11 protein-coding genes are annotated in these 19,248 nt (G+C 66.0%); 5 read left to right on the forward strand and 6 right to left on the reverse strand.

The features are described from left to right. Positions 1-115: 115 nt before the first annotated feature. Together BUF17_RS04040 and cphA are read right to left on the reverse strand one after the other, a co-directional pair. The gene (locus tag BUF17_RS04040) at positions 116-2,311 is read right to left on the reverse strand and encodes a cyanophycinase (RefSeq protein ID WP_073625838.1); all 2,196 of its coding nucleotides are present in this window, start codon (positions 2,309-2,311) and stop codon (positions 116-118) included. A gap of 14 nt (positions 2,312-2,325) precedes the next feature. Next, the gene (gene cphA, locus BUF17_RS04045; protein WP_073625839.1) at positions 2,326-5,073 is read right to left on the reverse strand and encodes a cyanophycin synthetase; all 2,748 of its coding nucleotides are present in this window, start codon (positions 5,071-5,073) and stop codon (positions 2,326-2,328) included. 463 nt (positions 5,074-5,536) lie between these two features. On the opposite strand from cphA, the gene BUF17_RS04050 reads away from it, so the two are divergent. The 4 genes from BUF17_RS04050 (at position 5,537) to BUF17_RS04065 (ending at position 12,204) form a co-directional block, all read left to right on the forward strand. Then, a complete protein-coding gene (locus tag BUF17_RS04050; protein WP_073625840.1) occupies positions 5,537-6,679 on the forward strand; it encodes a succinylglutamate desuccinylase/aspartoacylase family protein in 1,143 nt (380 codons plus the stop codon). Positions 6,680-7,043: 364 nt separating this feature from the next. Then, the gene (locus BUF17_RS04055) at positions 7,044-8,477 is read left to right on the forward strand and encodes an amino acid permease (protein ID WP_073625841.1); all 1,434 of its coding nucleotides are present in this window, start codon (positions 7,044-7,046) and stop codon (positions 8,475-8,477) included. Between the two features lie 10 nt (positions 8,478-8,487). Beyond that, positions 8,488-9,357, forward strand: coding sequence for a universal stress protein (locus tag BUF17_RS04060; RefSeq protein WP_073625842.1), 870 nt, complete (start codon positions 8,488-8,490; stop codon positions 9,355-9,357). Positions 9,358-10,122: 765 nt separating this feature from the next. After that, complete coding sequence (locus BUF17_RS04065) at positions 10,123-12,204, forward strand: methyl-accepting chemotaxis protein (protein ID WP_175563599.1); 2,082 nt, start codon at positions 10,123-10,125, stop codon at positions 12,202-12,204. Positions 12,205-12,357: 153 nt separating this feature from the next. Here BUF17_RS04065 and BUF17_RS04070 read toward each other — a convergent pair whose 3' ends face one another. Beyond that, entirely contained in the window at positions 12,358-13,632 is a 1,275-nt protein-coding gene (locus BUF17_RS04070; RefSeq protein ID WP_073625844.1) for a dicarboxylate/amino acid:cation symporter, read from the reverse strand. Positions 13,633-14,499: 867 nt separating this feature from the next. Between BUF17_RS04070 and BUF17_RS04075 the strand changes: the two genes are divergently transcribed. After that, the gene (locus BUF17_RS04075; RefSeq protein WP_175563600.1) at positions 14,500-15,135 is read left to right on the forward strand and encodes a response regulator transcription factor; all 636 of its coding nucleotides are present in this window, start codon (positions 14,500-14,502) and stop codon (positions 15,133-15,135) included. 24 nt (positions 15,136-15,159) lie between these two features. On the opposite strand, the gene BUF17_RS04080 is transcribed toward BUF17_RS04075, so the two are convergent. The 3 genes from BUF17_RS04080 to BUF17_RS04090 are packed head-to-tail and all read right to left on the reverse strand — an operon-like array spanning position 15,160 to position 19,201. Then, complete coding sequence (locus BUF17_RS04080) at positions 15,160-15,915, reverse strand: response regulator (RefSeq protein WP_084564000.1); 756 nt, start codon at positions 15,913-15,915, stop codon at positions 15,160-15,162. Beyond that, on the reverse strand, positions 15,912-17,549 hold the full coding sequence (locus BUF17_RS04085; RefSeq protein ID WP_073625847.1) for an EAL domain-containing protein: 1,638 nt from the start codon (positions 17,547-17,549) through the stop codon (positions 15,912-15,914). Before BUF17_RS04085 ends, BUF17_RS04080 begins: the two co-directional genes overlap by 4 nt. Then, complete coding sequence (locus BUF17_RS04090; RefSeq protein ID WP_175563601.1) at positions 17,546-19,201, reverse strand: sensor histidine kinase; 1,656 nt, start codon at positions 19,199-19,201, stop codon at positions 17,546-17,548. Before BUF17_RS04090 ends, BUF17_RS04085 begins: the two co-directional genes overlap by 4 nt. Between the last annotated feature and the right edge of the window lie 47 nt (positions 19,202-19,248).

A 19,248-nucleotide genomic window follows, 5' to 3' on the forward strand; every position in this document is an offset into this window, starting at 1 on the left:
CGATTGGCGCATAGTCCCCTCGGTCGGACGCACTCATCCGACCGAGGGGAAATCGCTGAAAATTCAAGCCTTTGATCGTATCCGTTCAGACCGGTTCGATCTGAACGGATATTCACTAGGAGCGGTCGTCGCGGGCGCTTTCCACGTCGAGCAGCGCCGTGCCGTCGCCGGACGCGACGAAGCCCATCACGATCGCCTTGTTGCGCAGGTGATCGGTCGAGCCGTCCACGCCGCGCAGCGCGCCGCATTCGGCAGCAAGTTCATTGATCAGCCGCTCCAGCGCCGCCGATGCCGCTTCCGGTGGCGAATTGCGCTGGATGGTTCCACTGGCGATGTCGATGCGGTCGCCCGGCCGCGCGAACGACAGCTTGATGCCGCGCGCGACGAAGCTGTCGCTCTGGAGCACGAGATTGGCGTGGTCGATCTCGATGAGAACGACGCCATGACGGCCTGCCACCTCGATCGGCGCGTTGTCACCGGTCGCGATCAGCAGCGTGTCCTCGCAGATGCCGAATCCGTAGCGCACGCCCTCCTCCGCGCACGCCACGATCAGGCGCCCGAGCCGGCGGGAGGAAAACAGGTTCTGGTCAATGATGCCGGCGCCGAACAGCCCGACGCCTTCCTGGATGACGAGACCGCCGTGACCGGTATCCGACGAGACACCGTAGCGGAACGCCTCGTAGGACGAGCCGCCCGCGATCATGAAGCCGGACAGTGCCGACGCGGCGCCGCTCGCCGCGATCACGGTCGCGCCGGCCGCGTGGGCCCGCGCGATCGCCAGCAGCACCGCCGTTTCCTCTCCCCGGTGCAGGAGCGTCTCGACGAGGCGGATCTGGTTTCCACCCGGAATGAGGATCGTCTTCAGCGCCGCAATCTGTTCGACCACCTCCTTGTCGCGCGAGATACGCTCGACATTGTCGATGGTAATGCCGAAATCGATGCCCTCGATACCGTGCTCCCGCAGTGCGGCGATGTGGCTTTCCGCGGTGTTGTGCGGCTCCGCAGAGGCCGAGGCGATCACGCCGACCGGCCCCTGGGCATGACGGACGATCTCGGCCATCAGCGACGGGTCGCCCTGCAGCGGCGACGAGCCGAGCAGCATCAGCCGCGATTGCGGTCCCGGCTTCACGCCGTAATCGCGCGACAGCTTCGTGGCACGGTTGGCGAGCCGCGCCGCACTGAGCCGCTCGCTCATCACCGTCGCGCGGAAGTTCACCGCCGTCATCCTGAGGCCGGATTCCTGGATGGCGATCAGCGTGCGCGATATTCCGCGCAGCCGCTCCAGTTCGACCGTCACCGCCATGCCCGTCTTCGGCTCGACCGCGGTGGCGCGGTCGGTGGTGTAGGTCAGCGGATCGCCCAGAACGAGGCGTGCGAGCAGATCATAGAGCGTATAGGCGCCGAAGACATTGCGTTGCGAGCGCGCGGGCGCGCGATAGGCGATCTCGCTCAGGCGCACGCGCCGCTTATGGGGGCCGGGCACGACGCGGAAACGAGAGAGGTCGAACGCGTCGCCATCATCGAGATAGCTGATCCTGACGTTCTCGAACGTTCGTCCGCGACCGTCGCTCTCCGCCCCGGTCATGTCGACATAGAAGGCACCATATTCGCCGATGACGCGGGCGCGCTTGCCGTCGACGAACAGCGCCGTGTTCTCGTCGATGCCAAAGCCGCGCTGAACGCCCGTTGCCGCCATCGCGACGATCAGACGGCCCAGCCGGCCGCGCTTGATGAAATGCTGGTCGACGATGCCCCAGTTGAAGAAGCCGAGACCCTTGCCGATCAGCATTCCCGGTTGTTCGGGATCGTCGGTGACGCCGAACACGGTGGCGTCGAGCGAGGTGCCGCCGACGATCATCTCGCTCGACATCATCGCTGCGCCGGCACTCGACCCCGCGACGAGCCCGCCGGCCTCGTTGACCGCACGGATGGCGGCGAGAACGGGCGTCTCGACGCCGCCGGGCGCCAGTGCATTGATGATGTGGGCCTGATTGCCGCCGGTGAAGTAGACGCTGCCATACTGGCGCACGAGTTCGACCGTCGCCGGGTCGTTGGCGGCGGCAACCGCCCCCGCCCCGTGGACCGGCGAAAGCTCCGCCTCGAAGCCGTAGGCCCGGAACACCTGAACGGTCTCCGGCCCGACGGCCTCCGGTTCGGACGACGCGGTCGGGAACACCAGAATGCGGCCCGCGGCGAGACGGTGCATCTCACCGTAGATCGCCGCATTGCCGTCTTCCAGGCGTCCGCCGATCACGGCGAGCTTGCGCGTCCCCTCGCTCTGCGGCGGGGAGAACCAACCAAGGATGGACATGAACCCGCCGTCGCTTAAGCGAGAGGTGCCAGCAGCACACCGCGCTCGTCGGTAACGATCCTGTAGCCCTCAGGCACGTCGAAGGCGATCTCGACCGGGCGCTGGCCGGTCTGCGCATCGGCCTCGTCCCCGCCCTCGGGCTTGAAGTAGATGATCTTCTTCCAGCAGCGGGTGATGCCCTCGCAGAAGATCAGCACGAGGTCATCGCGCCGCGCCATCTTCAGCGCGGTATCGACCGCCTCGATCTCCTCCGGAACGATCTGGATCGCGCTCTCGGGCACGCCGAGCTCGATCAGCGCGGCCCGCATCAGCTGGGGAATCTCGTCCGGCGCCCGGCCACGCACATTGTCGTCGCGGTGGCAGATATAGGTGTCGAACTTGCCAGCCACCTTGGCCGCGATCGCCGTAACGTCCTCGTTGCGCCGGTCGCCCGGGCAGGTGACGCAGACGATGCGCTTGCCGCGCGGCTTCAGCCGCTCGACGAGATCGACCATCGCGCCGACGGCGGCCTCGTTGTGACCGTAATCGAGAATGACGCGGAAGCCGTGCTCGTCGAACACGTTCATGCGGCCGGGCGACTGGAAGAAGGTGTTGTCGAACGTCCGCAGACCGTTGCGGATCTGGTCCAGCGTCTTGCCGAGCGCGAACGCCATCGCCGCCGCGAACATGGCGTTCTCGACATTGTGGATCGCCTTGCCCTCGATGGTCGCCGGGATCAGGTGGGTCCAGATCAGCGGGATCTGGGTGCCGTTCTCGTAGATGACGATCTGGTCGCCGTTGAGGCCCTGCTCCAGCACGAAGGCGCGCTTGCCGAGGCGGATGTGCTCGCGCACCAGCGTGTGCTCGGGATTGCGCGTCACGTAGGTGATGTTCTTGGCCGGCGAATAGGACGCCATCTTCAGCGTATATTCGTTGTCGGCATTGAGAACCACGGTGTCGCGGGTGACCTCGGCCACCACGCGCTTGACCTCCGCGAGCCCGTCGAGCGTGTCGACGCCGCCGAGGCCGAGATGGTCGGAGGTGACGTTCAGCACCGCGCCGACATCGCAATACATGTAGCCGAGGCCGGACCGGACGATGCCGCCGCGCGCCGTCTCGAGCACCGCGATGTCGACCGAAGGATCGCGCAGCACCATCTTGGCCGACACCGGGCCGGTCATATCGCCCTTCACCGTTACGTTGCCGTCGATATAGACGGCATCCGTCGAGGTCTGGCCCACCACGTGGCCGGCCATTTTCAGGATGTGGGCGAGCATACGGGCGCAAGTGGTCTTGCCGTTGGTGCCGGTCAGCGCCGCGATCGGAATGCGGCTCTGGGTTCCCGGCGGGAACAGCATCTCCATGACCTTGCCGCCGACGTCACGCGGCTTGCCCTCGGAGGGCGAGATGTGCATGCGCAGGCCCGGGCCGGCATTGATCTCACAGATGGCGCCGCCGGTGTCGCGGTAGCTCTGGGTGATGTCGGTCGTCAGGAAATCCACCGCGCCGAGATCGAGGCCGACGGCCTTGATGGCGCGCTCGGCCATGATCTTGTTGTCGGGATGGATGGTGTCGGTCACGTCGACCGCGGTGCCGCCGGTGGAGATGTTGGCGGTCTTGCGCAGATAGACGACCTCGCCTTCCGGCGGCACGCTCTCAACCGTGTAGTTCTTCTCGCCGAGGAGGCGGAACGCCTGTTCGTCGAGTTCGAGCTTGGTCAGCACGTTCTCGTGGCCAACACCGCGCCGAGGATCCTGGTTCACGATCTCGACGAGTTCGGCAATCGTGCGGGTACCATCGCCGACGACGTGGCCGGGCACGCGGCGTGCCGCGGCGACGAGTTCGCCGTTCACCACCAGCAGGCGATGGTCCTCACCGAGGATCATGCTTTCGACGACGACAGCGGAGCCTTCCTCGTCGGCGATCGCGTAGGCGGCCTCGACGCCCTCGTCGGTGGTGACGTTGACGGTCACGCCGCGGCCGTGGTTGCCGTCGAGCGGCTTCACGACGACCGGATAGCCGATGCGGCGGGCGGCCGAGATCGCTTCGTCGGCATCATAAACCAGCCGCTGCTGCGGCACCGGCAGGCCGAGATCCTGGAGGATCTTGTTGCAGACGTTCTTGTCCGAGGCGATCTCGACGGCGATGTGCGAGGTCATGCTCGTGAGCGCGGCCTCGATGCGCCGCTGGTACTTGCCCTGGCCGACCTGGATGAGGCTCGCGTCGTTCAGGCGGAACCACGGGATGTCACGGGCTTCGGCCGAACGGACAAGTTCCATCGCCGACGGACCGAGCGAGCGGCGCTGGGCGAAGCGGACGAAGCGCGCGATCTCGCCGTCGAAATCGTAGGCCTCGTCGTCGGACTCCCGCGGCGCCACCAGTTCGATGAGGATATCGCAGGCGAGGTCCCCGGCCTCCAGGCCGATCTCGTCGGATTCGTAGCCGAACAGCACCTCGACATCGTCTGAATCGGGAACCGGGATCGCCTGGGCGAACGCCGTCGGCGAACCCACCAGTCGCTGCAGGTTGAGCGCGACATGGGCGATGAGTTCGCCGAGACCGCAATCCTCCGCCGTGCGCGCGCGGTCGAGCCACAGGCTGCCATCGGGCAGCTTGTCGGTGGCGAGACCGGGCAGCAGCTTGGTCAGCGTCTCAAGAACGCTCTCGCCGTAGCTCGCGACGGAGGCTGTCGACCGGTGCCGAAGGTCCACCGTGAGGCGGATCAGCGGCAGCTTTGCATACACATTCGGGCCGACATAGGCGGAAGTCGAGACGATATCCATAAACGTTTTCCCCGAACCTGGACGAGAAGATCGTGTCTCTCGCCCGTGCCCTGATGAATCAGGGCTGGACTGTCATGAAGGTTTTGTCGTTGTGGTTTTTAGAGAACACGCGCGAGCGTGCGGACGATGACCGAGCCGTCGACGGCGCGTCTGGGAGGATGGCGCACCGTATAGGCTCGAAGAAGACGGATCTGTGCGATGCGAGCAAAGCTGCGCTTGGTAGTTCGAAAAACTGATCCGGCAATGTCCGGTGGCGGAAGATCATCCCGCGACCGCTGGCCCCGTCGGCAAATTCCCCAAGCAAACGCTCATTCCCGTCGAAAGGCATGCCCCTGAGCGGAGACTAGACCGGATTAAGACGGCCTAGCAATATGCCTGCGCGGGAAGCGGCAGGCTGTCCCGTCCCGCCCGGTGAAGCGGACACCCTTCCCCGCCTTTACGCCTGACAGAGAGGCCCGGTCCGATGACCGACATCGCCCCCAATCCCACGACCCGGACGGAAATCGAGCTGCCGGTCACCTCGCCCGGCACGCGCAGGGCCTTGACCGTGCTGCGCTTCGGCACCCCGGGCGCACGGCCGAAGGCCTATCTGCAGGCCGGGCTGCACGCCGACGAGTTCCCGGGCATGCTGACCCTGCGCCATCTCGCCGCGCGCCTCGGTGAAGCCGCCGCGCGCGGCGAAATCGTAGGAGAGATCGTGGTGGTGCCGGTGGCCAATCCGATCGGGCTCGGCCAGCAGATCAATGGCTTCCTGCTCGGGCGATACGACTTCGCGACCGCCGGCAACTACAACCGCGACTATCCGGACCTCGCCGCACTGATCGGGTCCTCGCTCGACGGCCAACTCGGCGACGATGAAGCATCCAACGTGGCGGCGATTCGCGCGGCGATGGCCGAGGCGCTGGCGGGCCTCACGCCAGCGACCGCCGTCGACGTGCTCCGCCACCACCTGCTGACGCTCGCGCACGATGCCGATTTCGTGCTCGACCTTCACGCCGACAACGAAGCGGCGCTGCACCTTTATGTCGGCACGCCGCTGTGGCCTTCGGCGCTCGACCTTGCGAGCGAGATCGACGCCCGGGCCGTCCTTCTCGCCGAGATTTCCGGCGGCAACCCGTTCGACGAGGCCTGCGGAGGTCTATGGTGGGCGCTCGCGAAGCGCTATCCCGGCCTGCCGATCCCGCCGGCCTGCCTGTCCGCCACCATCGAGCTGCGCTCCAACGACGACGTGGACGACCGGCTGGCGGAGGACGACGCCCGCGCGCTTTACCGCTTCCTGGAGCGGCGCGGCGTCATTTCCGGAAGCGGCGGCACGCTGCCGAAGCTTCTCTGCGAGGCGACGCCGCTCGAGGCGATGCAGCAGATCAAGTCGCCCGCCGCCGGCGTGGTTTGCTACCGCCGCCGCCTCGGCGAGTTCATCTACCTCGGTGAGATCGTCGCCGACGTCATCGACCCCCTCGGGGAATCGGTCCCCGTCGCAGCGGCGACCGACGGCGTGCTGTTCGCCCGCCACAGCCAGACCTATGCCTGGCCGGGCAAGGTGATCGGCAAAATCGCAGGCGCCGTGCCCCTGGCGGACCGAAAAGGCAAGCTGCTAACGGATTGAGCAGCAAAGAGGCGTGCAACGGCGCAAGGGGCGCGGGCAATGCTCGCCTCGTGCCTCGGAAAGCGGCGTCCGGTCTGCGATCGCGTGACGCGGCCACTCGGACGCGGTCGGCCCTAAAACTTGCCTTGGCGCGGCCGAGTCCCGATCAGCTGCACCAGGGTGAGGTCCGTGCAAGACAAAGCCGGCTTAAATTTCGCCCTGCGACCAGTCGCCCATCCTCGTCCGGGCGATCCTGTTCTATCGTTGGCATGGGGATTGCTGTTTATCGTCGCCGGTAGCCGGGGAAACACTGGGGCGGGCGGCGATGATTTCAGACGTCTACATACAATAATTCCAGACACTCGCCAGAGTTGGGGGCCCGTTCATGAGTTCGGTGGATTCGTTCGGCAGCAGCCTCTTCCGCTGCAAGCCTGTTCGCTCGCTGGTAGAGGAGTCGGACGGCAGTTCCGCCCACGGCGGCGCTCATCTGGAGCGCTCGATCGGGCTTTTCCAACTCGTCATGCTTGGCGTCGGCGCCACGATCGGCACCGGTATCTTCGTCGCGCTGACGGCCGCGGTTCCGGAGGCCGGACCGGGCGTCCTCGTCTCGTTCATGGTCGCGGGCATTACCGCGGCGCTGACGGCGCTCTGCTATGCCGAGATCGCCTCGACGATCCCCGTCTCCGGCTCGTCTTATTCCTACGCCTACGCCACGCTCGGCGAGTTCGTCGCCTTCGTGGTGGGCGCGTGCCTGCTGCTCGAATACGCGGTCTCGGCGTCCGCGATCGCGGTCGGCTGGGGGCAGTATCTGAACGAGCTGTTCCTCGACATCTTCGGCTGGCAGATGCCGGACGCCATCAGTCAGCCGCCCGGTGCCGGCGGCTATTTCAACCTGCCCGCGGTGATCCTGGTCACGATGTGCATGCTGCTGCTGCTGCGCGGCGCTCGCGAATCGACCACCATCAACGCGATCCTCGTGGTGGTGAAGCTCGGCGTGCTGGCGCTGTTCGTGGTGGTGGCGCTCACGGCCTTCAAGGCCGACAACCTCACGCCATTCACGCCGAAGGGCTGGCTCGGCGTCGGCGCTGCCGCTTCCACCATCTTCTTCTCCTATATCGGCATCGATGCGGTCTCGACGGCGGGCGAAGAGGTGAAGAACCCGGCGAAGACGCTACCGCTCGGCATCATCATCTCGCTGCTGCTGGTGACGGCCGCCTATGTGCTGGTCGCGTTCGCCGCCATCGGCGCGCAGCCCTGGACCGAGTTCGCCGGACAGGATGCCGGCCTCGCGGTCATCATGCGCAACGTCACCGGCTCGGACTGGCCGTCGCTGGTGCTTTGCGTGGGCGCCATCATTTCCATCTTCAGCGTGACGCTGGTGGTGATGTACGGCCAGACCCGCATCCTGTTCGCCATGAGCCGCGACGGCCTGTTGCCGAAGCTGTTCCAGAAGGTGAACCCACGGACAATGACGCCCACCTACAACACCTATATCGTGGCCGTCTTCATCGCCGTACTGGCCGCGATGATCCCGCTCGACGTGCTCGCCAATCTGACGAGCATGGGCACTCTGATTGCCTTCGCAGTGGTTTCGCTCGGTGTCATCATCCTGCGCCGCACGCGGCCGGATCTGCCGCGGGGCTTCCGCGTGCCGCTGTTCCCGGTGATTCCGATCATCAGCGTCTGTTTCTGCGTCTATCTGATCATCGAACTGCCCTGGGACACCTACGCCCTGTTTGCCGTGTGGCTCACGGGGGCGATGATCATCTATTTCGGCTATTCTCACCGGAATTCGGTGCTCGGCCGCAGCGGGCAATAAGGAGCAGACGATGACATATCTCGTCGGCTACGCGCCCGACCGAAGCGGCGGCGATGCCCTCGCCCTCGGACGCATGCTCGCCGCCAGCGGCGACGTTGACCTGACGGTGTGCATGGTGGTGCCGGAAACCTGGGGCTATCCCTCGCCGGCCAATGTCGAGGCGGAGTACAAGGCGTTTCTCGACGCCTATTCCGCCAAGGCCCTGAAGAAGGCCCGCGCCGCCCTCGGGCCGGACGTTCCGGCCACGTTCATCGCGCGGGCTGCAAGGACTGCGGCGCTCGGCCTTTCGCAAGTCGCCAACGACATCTCGGCAGAGTTCATCGTGCTCGGCTCGGCTCGGGACGGCCGCACCATGCGCTGCTCGCTCGGGTCCGTCGCCGCCGGAGTGCTCGCGCTGACCGACCGGCCGGTCGTCCTCGCACCGCGCACGTTCAAGCAGAACGCCGCGCAACGGCTGCGGCGCATTACCTGCGCCTATACCGACGACGGCGAGGGCCATCGTACTCTCGCCACGGCGGTCGATCTCAGCCTCAGGCACGGAGTGCCGCTGCGCCTCGTCACCTTCGTGGTGCGCGACAAGCAGATGTACCCGACCTCGGCCGGCTATGACGTGGAGAACATCGTCTCGAACGCCTGGCGCGTTCAGGCCGTCGAAGCGCAGCAGCGCGCGCTGGAGGATTTGCCCGACGGCATCGAGGCCTTCGCCACCATCGGCGACGGGCCCGACTGGAAGCGGGCCATCGCGGCGACCGGCTGGATCGAGGGCGAGGTTCTCGTCGCCGGCTCCCACCACATGGGAACGGTGTCGGGCTTCGTGTTCGGCACCGCGTTCACGCGGCTGCTGCGCTACGCGACGGTGCCGCTCGTCGCTGTACCCTGAGCGGGCCGGCATTCGAGACAATAGGCCGGAACGTGCGGACCCAAGCGAATGAAGGCAGGTCCGCGCGCGGCTACCTTCGTGCTAGCCGGCTGCGGCATCGCGGCGCGTTCCCGATGCGGTTACCGGCCGGACCGCAATATTCATGAGCACAGAATCCATCTGCGCGGTGAAAGACGGAGCTTTTCGCGTCTTCGGCATATTCCTCAACGCTTCGGTGCTTGAGCAGGATTAAAGCGCACGCGGGCGAGTTTCACTGATCGAGATGCCGTGCCTGCCGAGACCAACGAAGTTTCGGACCTTTCTCTGGCCTCGCGCCTTCGCCAAATCGCCAGCCCTTACCGCGCACCAACGCAATCTGTGGTCGCACTCTGGCAGATCGTCAGAACGGATCTGCCGGCGGCGAAAGAAGCGGCCTTTCAGGGCCTGCCGGCGGGCGCTCGCGCCGACGCGCGTCTGAGCAGGCGAGCATGACAGCCCCAACGACGGCATTTAACAGCGTTGAAAATTGTAACATCATCGAAATTAGACTTCCATAATTATATATTGATTGAAACCTCTAAATTCACACCAGAATTATGTAAGATTTTATCTTTTATTTATCCAGCAATATGGGCTCAATATATTATTTCTGATATGCTTTTTCCGTCATCAGATCGACATGCTAGCTATGTGAAATTTCCGGCAATGATGTAATCACCCCACCTTGCCGCGTTTATAGGCATGCGCTTAAATTGGACGATTACAAGCAGTCGAAAGGCGTGTCTGATGTCGTCTGCCGCATCCATCGTCCACGTGCCGCCTGCGTCAAGCGAAGTCGAACATGCGGGGGCGGGCATACAGCCGGCAGCGCCGGGTAAGACGCTCGCGCGGAGGCTCGGTTCGCTGTCGATCCGCACACGGATTGCCGCTCTCTCTATTCTCTGGTTTGTCGGGCTCGTGGTGGTAGTCGGAAGCTACATGGTCGGCGAGCAGGAGATCGCACGCGCGGTCGCAGACGATGCTGCCTACAGCACGGTCGCCCGCTCCGCGCTGGTGATGGGCCGATCGACGGCCGGCACGATCGCCGCGGTCAGGGCCTATCTCGCGGATCCGAGCCAGGAAGCAGCCGCGGCGGCGCAGGCGCGGTTCGCGGAGATCAACACCGCGGTGGCCGCCCTGCGCGCCAACCTCGCCGCCGTCGGCGATGCCGGCCAGGAGGTCGAGACGCTCGCGAAGATGATCGCGACCGCGGGACCGCTGTTCGGCGAGCTGGTGCAGAAGGACAAGGAAATCGGCTTCGATGGCCAGAGCGGCCTCTGGGGGCAGATGGACGCCGCCTCGGCCGCGCTCGCGAAGGACGTCAAGAAAGTTCCGGGCGGCCTGTTCGGCCCGGATGGCATCAAGGTCGGCGCCGCTCTTGCGCAAATGGATTTGGCCCGCGCCCAGTACGCCCTGACCTTCAACGACATCAGCAGCGGCAATTTCGTCGCGGCCTCGAGCCGGCTGACCCGCGCCGTCGACCGCATCGACATGGACGAGGCCATCAAGAACAGCCTCAAGACCTCGACCGAAGCCTACGGCAAGGCATTCGAGGATTATTCGAAGCTCGTCGCCACGCGGATGCCGCTCGTCGAAACCGTGCTGCTCACCTTCGATGTCGCCGACCCCTCCGCCAACGCGATTCTGGAGCGTGCTCGCGCGGGCGCGGATTTGGCGCGGGCACGGCTCGCCGAGGTGCGCTCCTGGATCACGGTCGCGCTTGCCGTCTGCATCGTCGCGATCGTCGCCGGCGGCGCCGCGTGCTCGTTCCTGATCTCGACCGGCATCACCCGTCCACTCGGCCGGCTTCGCGGCGCGATGGCCGCGCTTGCCGCTGGCCAGCTCGCCCCGGTGCCGGAGACCGAACGGGGCGACGAACTCGGCGAGATGGCGCGCGCGGTCGCCGTGTTTCGCGACAACGAGGCGAGCCGCCGCGAACTCGAGGCCTCGCAGGCAGAGGAGAGCGCCGCAAAGGCCGAGCGACAGGCGGAGATCGATCGGCTGATCGGCGAGTTCCGCGCCGGTGCCACCGCCCTGATCGCCTCGGTCGGCAACACGATGACGGAGATGCGAACCACCGCTGAGGCGCTCGGCCGCGTTGCCGTGGAAACCGAGGGCAAGACCCGCACCGTCGCGGACGCATCCGAGGAGGCCTCTCACAACGTCAACACCGTCGCCAGCGCGACGGAGGAACTGGTCGCCTCCATCGAGGAGATCGCGACCCAGGTCTCACGCACGACGGAGGTCGTCGAAGCGGCCACGGAGGGGGCTCAGGAGACCGACGCCACGATCGGCCGGCTGGCGGAATCCGCCTCGCGCATCGGCGACGTCGTCAGCCTGATCCAGGCGATCGCCGGTCAGACCAACCTTCTCGCTCTCAATGCGACCATCGAGGCCGCCCGGGCGGGCGAGGCGGGCAAGGGCTTCGCCGTTGTGGCGAGCGAGGTGAAGCAACTCGCCGGCCAGACGGCCAAGGCGACTGAGGAGATCGCCCGGCAGGTGGCCGAGATCCAGCGCGAGACGGCCGACGCCGTCGCCGCGATCTCGGCGATCTCCGAGCGGATTCACGAGGTGCAGCGTTTCTCTGCCGCCGTCAGCGCCACCATGGAGCAGCAGCGCGCGGCGACGGCGGAAATCAGCACCAATGTACTGAGGGCATCGGAAGGCACGGTGCTCGTCTCGGACGGGGTGGCGGGTGTCGCGAACTCCGTCTCGGAAACCCGTCGCTCGGCGACCGACGTCGAACGCGCGTCGGGCCACGTCGACCAGCGCACCGCCGATCTCGGCCGCACCATCGAGGATTTCCTGCTTCGGGTCGCCGCCGCCTGAGCACGCGCGGCGCCCGTTCGATCGGGACTCGCCGTTCGATCGGGACTCGCACTGAGGCGCCTGAACGCCCCTGCCCTTGCCCATCTCGCGCGTCCCGCCGCGGTTCTACGACCGGGCGGGACGGCAACGTCCGGGGCTCCGTGATCGGCCCTCTCAGGCCGCAGCGGGCATGTCTTCCTCATCCTCGTCCGGCACAACGGCATCGATGTCCTCGCCTTCCCACTTGGCGACGACAGCCGTGGCGATGCCGTTGCCGAGCACGTTGGTCGCCGAGCGGCCCATATCGAGGAACTGGTCGACGCCGAGCACCAAAAGCAGGCCAGCGGTGGGCAGGTTGAACATCTGCAGCGTGGCCGCGACCACCACCAGCGAGGCCCGCGGCACGCCCGCCATCCCCTTGCTCGTCACCATCAGCACCAGCAGCATGACGATCTGCTGCTCGATCGGGATCTCGATGCCATAGGCCTGGGCGATGAACAGCGTCGCGAAGGTCGAGTACATCATCGACCCGTCGAGGTTGAACGAATAGCCGAGCGGCAGCACGAAGGAGATGATCTTCTCGCTCACCGGCACCTTCTTGAGCTGCCGGATCATCGCGGGGTAGGCCGCCTCGCTGGACGCTGTGGTGAAGGCGAGCACGAACGGGGCCCGCACCAGCGCGGCGACCCGAAGGGCCGTCTTGCCGATCAGCGCGTAGCCGACGGCGAACATCAGCACCCACAGGATCACGAGGCTGAAATAGAAGCTCGCCATATAGCGGCCGTAGGTGACGAGGATACCCGGGCCATGCTCGGTGATGGTGGCGGCCATGGCCGCGAACACGGCGATCGGCGCCAGTGCCATCACATAGCCCGTCACCTTCAGGACGACATGCGAGGCTTCCTCGATCATCAGCACGAGGCCGCGCGCCTTCGGGCCGAGCGAAGCCGCGGCGAGCCCGAACAGCACCGAGAACACCACGATCTGGAGGATCTCGTTCTCCGCCATCGCGCCAACCGCGCTCTGCGGGATCATGTGGTTGATAAAGTCGGCAAAGCTGAACGAGGTCGTCTGAACCCCGCTCTTGGCATCCATTGCCGGCAGCGGCAGCCCGAGATCGGCGCCGGGCCGCAGGATGTTGACCATCACCATGCCGATGGTGAGCGACACCAGCGAGGCCGAGACAAACCACAGCATCGCCTTGCCGCCGACGCGGCCGATCGTCTTCATGTCGCCCATGTGGGCGACGCCGCACACCAGCGTCGTGAAAACCAGCGGCCCGATGATCATCTTGATGAGGCGAAGGAAGATCGTCGTCACCAGGGAAATGTGGTCGGCGATTTCGGCGGCGGTCTGCGGATCCGGCCAGAGCTTGTGATTTGCATATCCGACGGCGATGCCGAGGATCATGGCCACGACGATATAGAACGTCAGCCGGTGCTTACCCATTTTGAACCGCTCTTCTCTGGTACATACGCTTGTTTTTGCCCGGCCCGGCGACGGCGGCCCGGGAATCGGGAACACCGCACCCCGAACGATATCCGGCGGCGTCATTGAAACTCGCATCTCCGGCGAATTGCGTCGAGATTGTGATATGGGCAGATCGTCACAGATCTGCGCAGAGAAAGAGCATGGCGCGAAAGTGTATGCGACCGCGCGTTCTCCGCAGGCAAGGTTGTTCGCACACAAGCGACGCCGGAACGACGTATCACCCGCGCCGTTGATTTTCCCACGAGCCCGCGCACGATCGGGTGGACGAACCTGTTTCTCGTTGGCGGCGCGGTACGCTGGATGGAACCGGGGAAGCCGGACGCGGTCGCGTCATAGCAGGTCGTGATCCGGCTTGAGCAGGTGATCGCGCCGAAGACGTATTCGATGCGACTGCAATCGGCGAATCCATCAGCTCGGAAAGCACTCTAGGAGCTGGTTCGCGGGCCGAACTTGCGGTGTCGGCCGCCGCGGTTTGCGGGCCGATCGGTTCGGTCAGCACCGCGGCGGTCACAGGCTCGCGCAGATGACCGCAAGACGGCGATCATCCGCTGCCAGCCCCCGCCGTGCCGGCATCTCGGGTCACAAAACTCCCTTCCGTGCCATTTCCCGCAATTCAGCCTCGCTCGCCACGACCGAGATCCCTCCAATTCGGTGGATGTTTGGTTCCATCCCAGTGCATTTCAGCGCTTGTTTGAAATGAATCTAAAAAATACTGTTCCGCCATGATCTAACAAGCATAAATATCCAATAAATCATGGCGAAATTCTCTAATTAATACCCCGGATCAATAAGATGTACATAGTAGTCGATGACGAATGTCGAGTGATGACGAACATCTGCTCCGATCTGAAATCTTCCGGGGCCGATATCGCAAAATTCAGCGGACACGACCTGACGCGATGGCTCGATGAGCCGGCAGCAGACGAAATCGCCTCGGTGCGGGGCTTCGTCGTCTCGGGTGTGGCGGTGTGTGACGACGACCTGCGGCGCATCAGGATGGCGAGCTGGGCGCCGGTCTTGACCGTTGTGGTTCGCAAGGACCTCAAACAGACGCTGCGCTGGCTCTCGGCCGGGGCCGACGACGTGCTGCCGCTCCCGACGCATGGGCGGGAGATCGTCGCCCGCATCGATGCGGTCTGGCGCCGCTCGCAAGGGGAGGAGAAAGGCGTCCGCAAGGGAAGGCTCACGGTCTTTGCCGACGGCAGTGATCCGCAGATCGACGGCGAGACGTTCTGCCTGCCGCGGCGAGAGCGCAACATTCTCGAATATCTCGTTGCGAACGCCGGCCGGCGAATGAGCAAGCGCCAGGTCTTCGAGGCGCTGTACGGCCCGCTCGCCACCGGCGTCGACGACTATGTCATCGAGTCGCACGTGAGCAAGCTGCGCCGTCGCCTGCGCCAGCGCCTCGGTCACGACGTCATCGACTGTAGACGCCGCCTCGGATACTGCTTCGTAGGCTGACGTTCGACGGACAGCTTTGGCCGGTCAGCCGAGCCGGACACCCATGCGCGACGCTTGACGCTCGAGGAAGGCATCCATCTTCCGGCGCCCTTCCTCGGTAAGCTGCACCAGGATGCGGCGGCGATCGTTCGCATCCGGCGTCCGCTCGACGAGATTGGCCGTCTGCAGGTCCTCAAGACGGCGCATCGCGGTCGTCGTCGGTACGCCGGCGGCGATGCACAAGCTCGTCACGGAGATCTGCCGTCCCGTGGCCTCCGAAAGGGCGAGATCGAGCAGCATGTCCCAGGCGGGATCGGAGAATAGGTCGCCCTTGAACAGGGCCTGGCGGTCGGCGCGGGCGGCGACGAGCGCCTCGAGATATTTCGGCCGGCTCTGCACCGGCGCGGCGCCCGGCGCCGCGTCCTCGATGATCGAGAAGGCACGCCGAACCGCGAGAGCGACCTCCTCGGGCGTCAAGGGCTTCTGCAGGAAGTCGACTGCATGCAGGCGCAGCGCCGCGACGGCCCGGTCGAGCGCGGCGCGGCCGGAAATAACGATCGCGGCGAGGGGCCGCGCCCTGCGACGGACGGCAAGCTTCTGCAGCAACTCGATGCCATCGATCTGCGGCATCTGTACGTCGGTGACGACGACATCGAGGCTCGGGAAACGCTGCACCAGCTCAAGCGCTTCCGCGGCGCTGCCGGCGGTCCTGCACGGCAGGCCAAGGGCCGCCAATCCCTCGCTGAGCTCCTCCAGCACCAGAGGCTCGTCGTCCACCAGAAGCAGGCGCGGCTCATTCACCGGCGTCGGCTGTCCCAATCTTCGTCCCCCGCCGCTTCGCGGCCGTCGCAATAGCGTCGCCGCAGCTGCTCGAATTCTAGGCCGAGTGCCAGCATATCGTCCAGCGGTCGCTTCGGCGAGATCAGGAAACCCTGCACGTAGTCCACGCTATGCGCACGGACGAGCGCTAGATCCACGTCCTCTTCGACGCCTTCTGCGACAACGGCGACCCCTAGACGGCGGCCGAGCGCGGCGAGGGAGGCGAAGATCTCCCGCGCCTTCCCCCACGTGCGGGCCTGCCGCAAGATCTCGATGTCGATCTTGATTTCCGAGACGGGAAGGTTGGCGAGTTGCAGCAGGCCGCTCTGGCGGCGGCCGACATCGTCGAGGGAAAGCCCGAAGCCCGCGAGGCGCAGCTGCGCCAGCGCCGCGAGCGCGGCGGTGGACGAATCGTAGACTGCGTCCTCGATGAGTTCGAACGTCACGTCGGCGGGACGAAGGCCGCCGGCGCGGGTGACACGCTCGAGAGTGCCGACCGCGTCGGGCGCGAGCAGGACCTCCACGGGTAGGTTGACGCTCACCGGCCCCTGCCAGCCGAGATGCCGCCAACGGACGCAACCGCCCACCGCCTGCTCCAGGACCGAAAGGGTGAGGCGGACGAGAAGCTCGGTGGAGGCCGCGGCGGCGGCGACGATGTCCTGCGGCCGCACCGGGTCCAATCCCGGCAGAGTTCCGGCAAGCAGCGCCTCCGCACCTGCGAACACCAGTGTGCGGGCGCACATCTTCGGCTGGAAGGCGATCGGAATGCCGCCCGCATCGAGCGCCGCGACGAGAGCGCCACGGACCGCATCCGGATCGCTCGTCCGGATGTCGCGCGGCGCAGCGTCAAGCCCGCGCCGCGCGACACTGCGGGCAAGCGCATCGGGATCGACGGGCTTTCCGTAGGCGCCGAGCACAGTGAGCCCCAGACGTTCGGCGACGGTGGTCGCCGCCTTCAGCACGGATTCGCCGTGGCCGCTCAGCAGCAGGACGTCTGGAACGACCGCGCGGTCCCGGAGTCCGTGCAGAATCTTGAGCCCATCGGTCTCGACGAGATGCAGGTCGAGGATCAGGACATCGAAGGCGCTTTGCGGCCGCTGATCAAGTGCGTCGACGCCCGCGCTCGTCGCGACCTGATGCCCGAACCCCTCGAGGAAGGCTGCAAGCTCCTTGCGGATCATGGGATCGTCTTCGATGATGAGGATCGAGCGTTCGGCGCCGGCTGGCGGCGACGGCGGGATCGCCGAAGCCCGCAGCCGGCTGGCGAGATCCTCGGCCATGACGAAGGGATCGGCCGGCTTGCGGTAGAGCAAGTCGGCGCCGAAGGCGGCTGCGGTCGTGCCTTCGAGCGCGTGCCCGGTCATCACAGCGACCACGGCCGGCTGTTTCTCGGGCGGCAACGAGCGCACCACCGCGAGCAGCGTTTCGCCGCCGCCGCCCGGCATGTGCAGGTCCGTGACGAGGCAAGACGGCGCCAGCCCCCCGCTGAGCAGCCGCTCCGCCGCCAGTCCATCGGCGCACGTCCGCACGCTCCAGCCAAGCGAGGTGAAGAACTCGGCGATCTCCTCGGCGAGCGCCGGCTCGTCGTCGCACAGCAGCATCGAGTGGCCCGTCATGCAACCATGCCCCGTCGGTTGGTGTCTCCGGCGACGGGCAGCACGATGGTGAAGCGGGCGCCCGCGCCGAGATTCGCAGCATCGATGGTGCCTTGCATGTCGCGTACGACAGTGCGCGACAGCGCGAGCCCGAGGCCGGTGCCCTTGTCGGCGGGCTTCGTCGTGGTGAACGGGTCGAACAGCCGGTCCATGATATCGGCGCGGATACCGCCGGCGTTGTCGTCGACGGTAACGGTGATTTGGTCCGCGTGTGTCGTGGCGGCAATGCGAGCGAGCGGTTTCGTCTCGCGCCCGTCGAGTTCGACGAGCGCATCGCGGGAGTTGACGAGCAGGTTGACGATCACCTGCTCGAACATCGTCTGTTCGCCACGGACGAGCAGATCGGGCGGAAGATCCACGGCGATCTCCAGTCGGATGCCGGCGAGGCGATACTGCTCGGCGACGAAGCCGATCGCGTTGAGGATCGCCGCCCGAAGGGCGAACGGCACGGCGTGCTGGGCGGGCATACGGCCATGGCGGCGGACCTGGTCGGTGATGCGGCGAGCACGCTCCACCTGCTCGGCGATACGGTTGAGCTTGGCAACCACGGCGGCGGGCTCCGCCCCGCCGGTGACGAGCCGCAAGGCGTTCGCCGCCGCCATGTTGATGACGGCGAGGGGCTGGTTCAGCTCGTGGGCGATGGCAGAGGCCATCTCGCCAAGAGTCGCGAGCTTGGCCGCCTGCATGACTTGCAGCTCCGCGTCGCGGATCTTGGTCGTGTCTGCGAGCGCCAGCATGACGCGGTTGCGGCCCTCCCAGGAAATCTCGCGTGCTGCCCCGCGCAGCGAGGCGACTTCGCCTTTCGGCAATGTCACGGCTGCGGAAATCGCCCCCCACGGCACCTCGCCTCTCGCCGACATCTGCTCCTTGCACGCGGTGATGAACTGAGCCCAGGCGAAATGCTCGATGCAACCGTCGACCAGTTCGGCAGCAGCGGGGTTGACGTAGGAGACCCTGTCGTCGGCCGGGTCGAAGATGACGATCACCGCCGGCATTGCGTCGAGGGCTGCCCGGAGGCTGCGCCGCGTCACCGATTCCTCGGCACGCGCCGCGAGCGCCTCGCGCAAGTGCCGCCGGTCGCGGGCAGCCTGGACAAGCAGAATGCTGACGAGGGCGCTGCCGCAAAGAAATATGAGGACGATCGGAACGACCACCGTAGTCGTCGAAAGCTCCCGCTCCCGGGCGTAGAGTTCCTCGTTGTACGCGACGGAGGTCATCAGGAGCTTCTGCAGCAGGACGCCGAGCGGCACGAGATCGTTCACCCAGGTCCGCAGCGTCGATGCCGTCCCGGCGTCGCCGGGCGCGATTCCTTCGGCAGCGGCGAGCAGGGCGTCGAGGCGCGCCTCGAACGCCTGCAGCGTTGGAACGTAGCTCTCGATGTCCGGCAGCATGCGTCCCTCCTCCGATTCGTAGAGGATCGCAAGGCGCGAACTCAGCAGCTCCAGTCGCAGCACAACCTGCTGCAGCGCTTCCGGCTTGGAATCATGAGACGCATGCTCCAGCGCCGCCATCGCCTTCACGTACTCAAGCTGAGCCTGGTAGGCGACCCAGCCGGAGGTACGCACCGTCACCGCGAGCAACGCGCGCTGCTGGATGAGGGATGAATAGAGCATCATGGTCGCGGCAAAAAGCCCGACGGTTACGGCCAACAATGACGCGA

The sequence above is a fragment of the Pseudoxanthobacter soli DSM 19599 genome, from assembly GCF_900148505.1.
In the GTDB taxonomy this organism is placed as follows: Bacteria; Pseudomonadota; Alphaproteobacteria; order Rhizobiales; family Segnochrobactraceae; genus Pseudoxanthobacter; species Pseudoxanthobacter soli.

Coding starts and splice junctions, on each gene's coding strand:
- BUF17_RS04040 (WP_073625838.1), bottom strand. CDS start 2,311: ATGTCCATCCTTGGTTGGTTCTCCCCGCCGCAGAGCGAGGGGACGCGC.
- cphA (WP_073625839.1), bottom strand. CDS start 5,073: ATGGATATCGTCTCGACTTCCGCCTATGTCGGCCCGAATGTGTATGCA.
- BUF17_RS04050 (WP_073625840.1), top strand. CDS start 5,537: ATGACCGACATCGCCCCCAATCCCACGACCCGGACGGAAATCGAGCTG.
- BUF17_RS04055 (WP_073625841.1), top strand. CDS start 7,044: ATGAGTTCGGTGGATTCGTTCGGCAGCAGCCTCTTCCGCTGCAAGCCT.
- BUF17_RS04060 (WP_073625842.1), top strand. CDS start 8,488: ATGACATATCTCGTCGGCTACGCGCCCGACCGAAGCGGCGGCGATGCC.
- BUF17_RS04065 (WP_175563599.1), top strand. CDS start 10,123: ATGTCGTCTGCCGCATCCATCGTCCACGTGCCGCCTGCGTCAAGCGAA.
- BUF17_RS04070 (WP_073625844.1), bottom strand. CDS start 13,632: ATGGGTAAGCACCGGCTGACGTTCTATATCGTCGTGGCCATGATCCTC.
- BUF17_RS04075 (WP_175563600.1), top strand. CDS start 14,500: ATGACGAACATCTGCTCCGATCTGAAATCTTCCGGGGCCGATATCGCA.
- BUF17_RS04085 (WP_073625847.1), bottom strand. CDS start 17,549: ATGACGGGCCACTCGATGCTGCTGTGCGACGACGAGCCGGCGCTCGCC.
- BUF17_RS04090 (WP_175563601.1), bottom strand. CDS start 19,201: ATGCTCTATTCATCCCTCATCCAGCAGCGCGCGTTGCTCGCGGTGACG.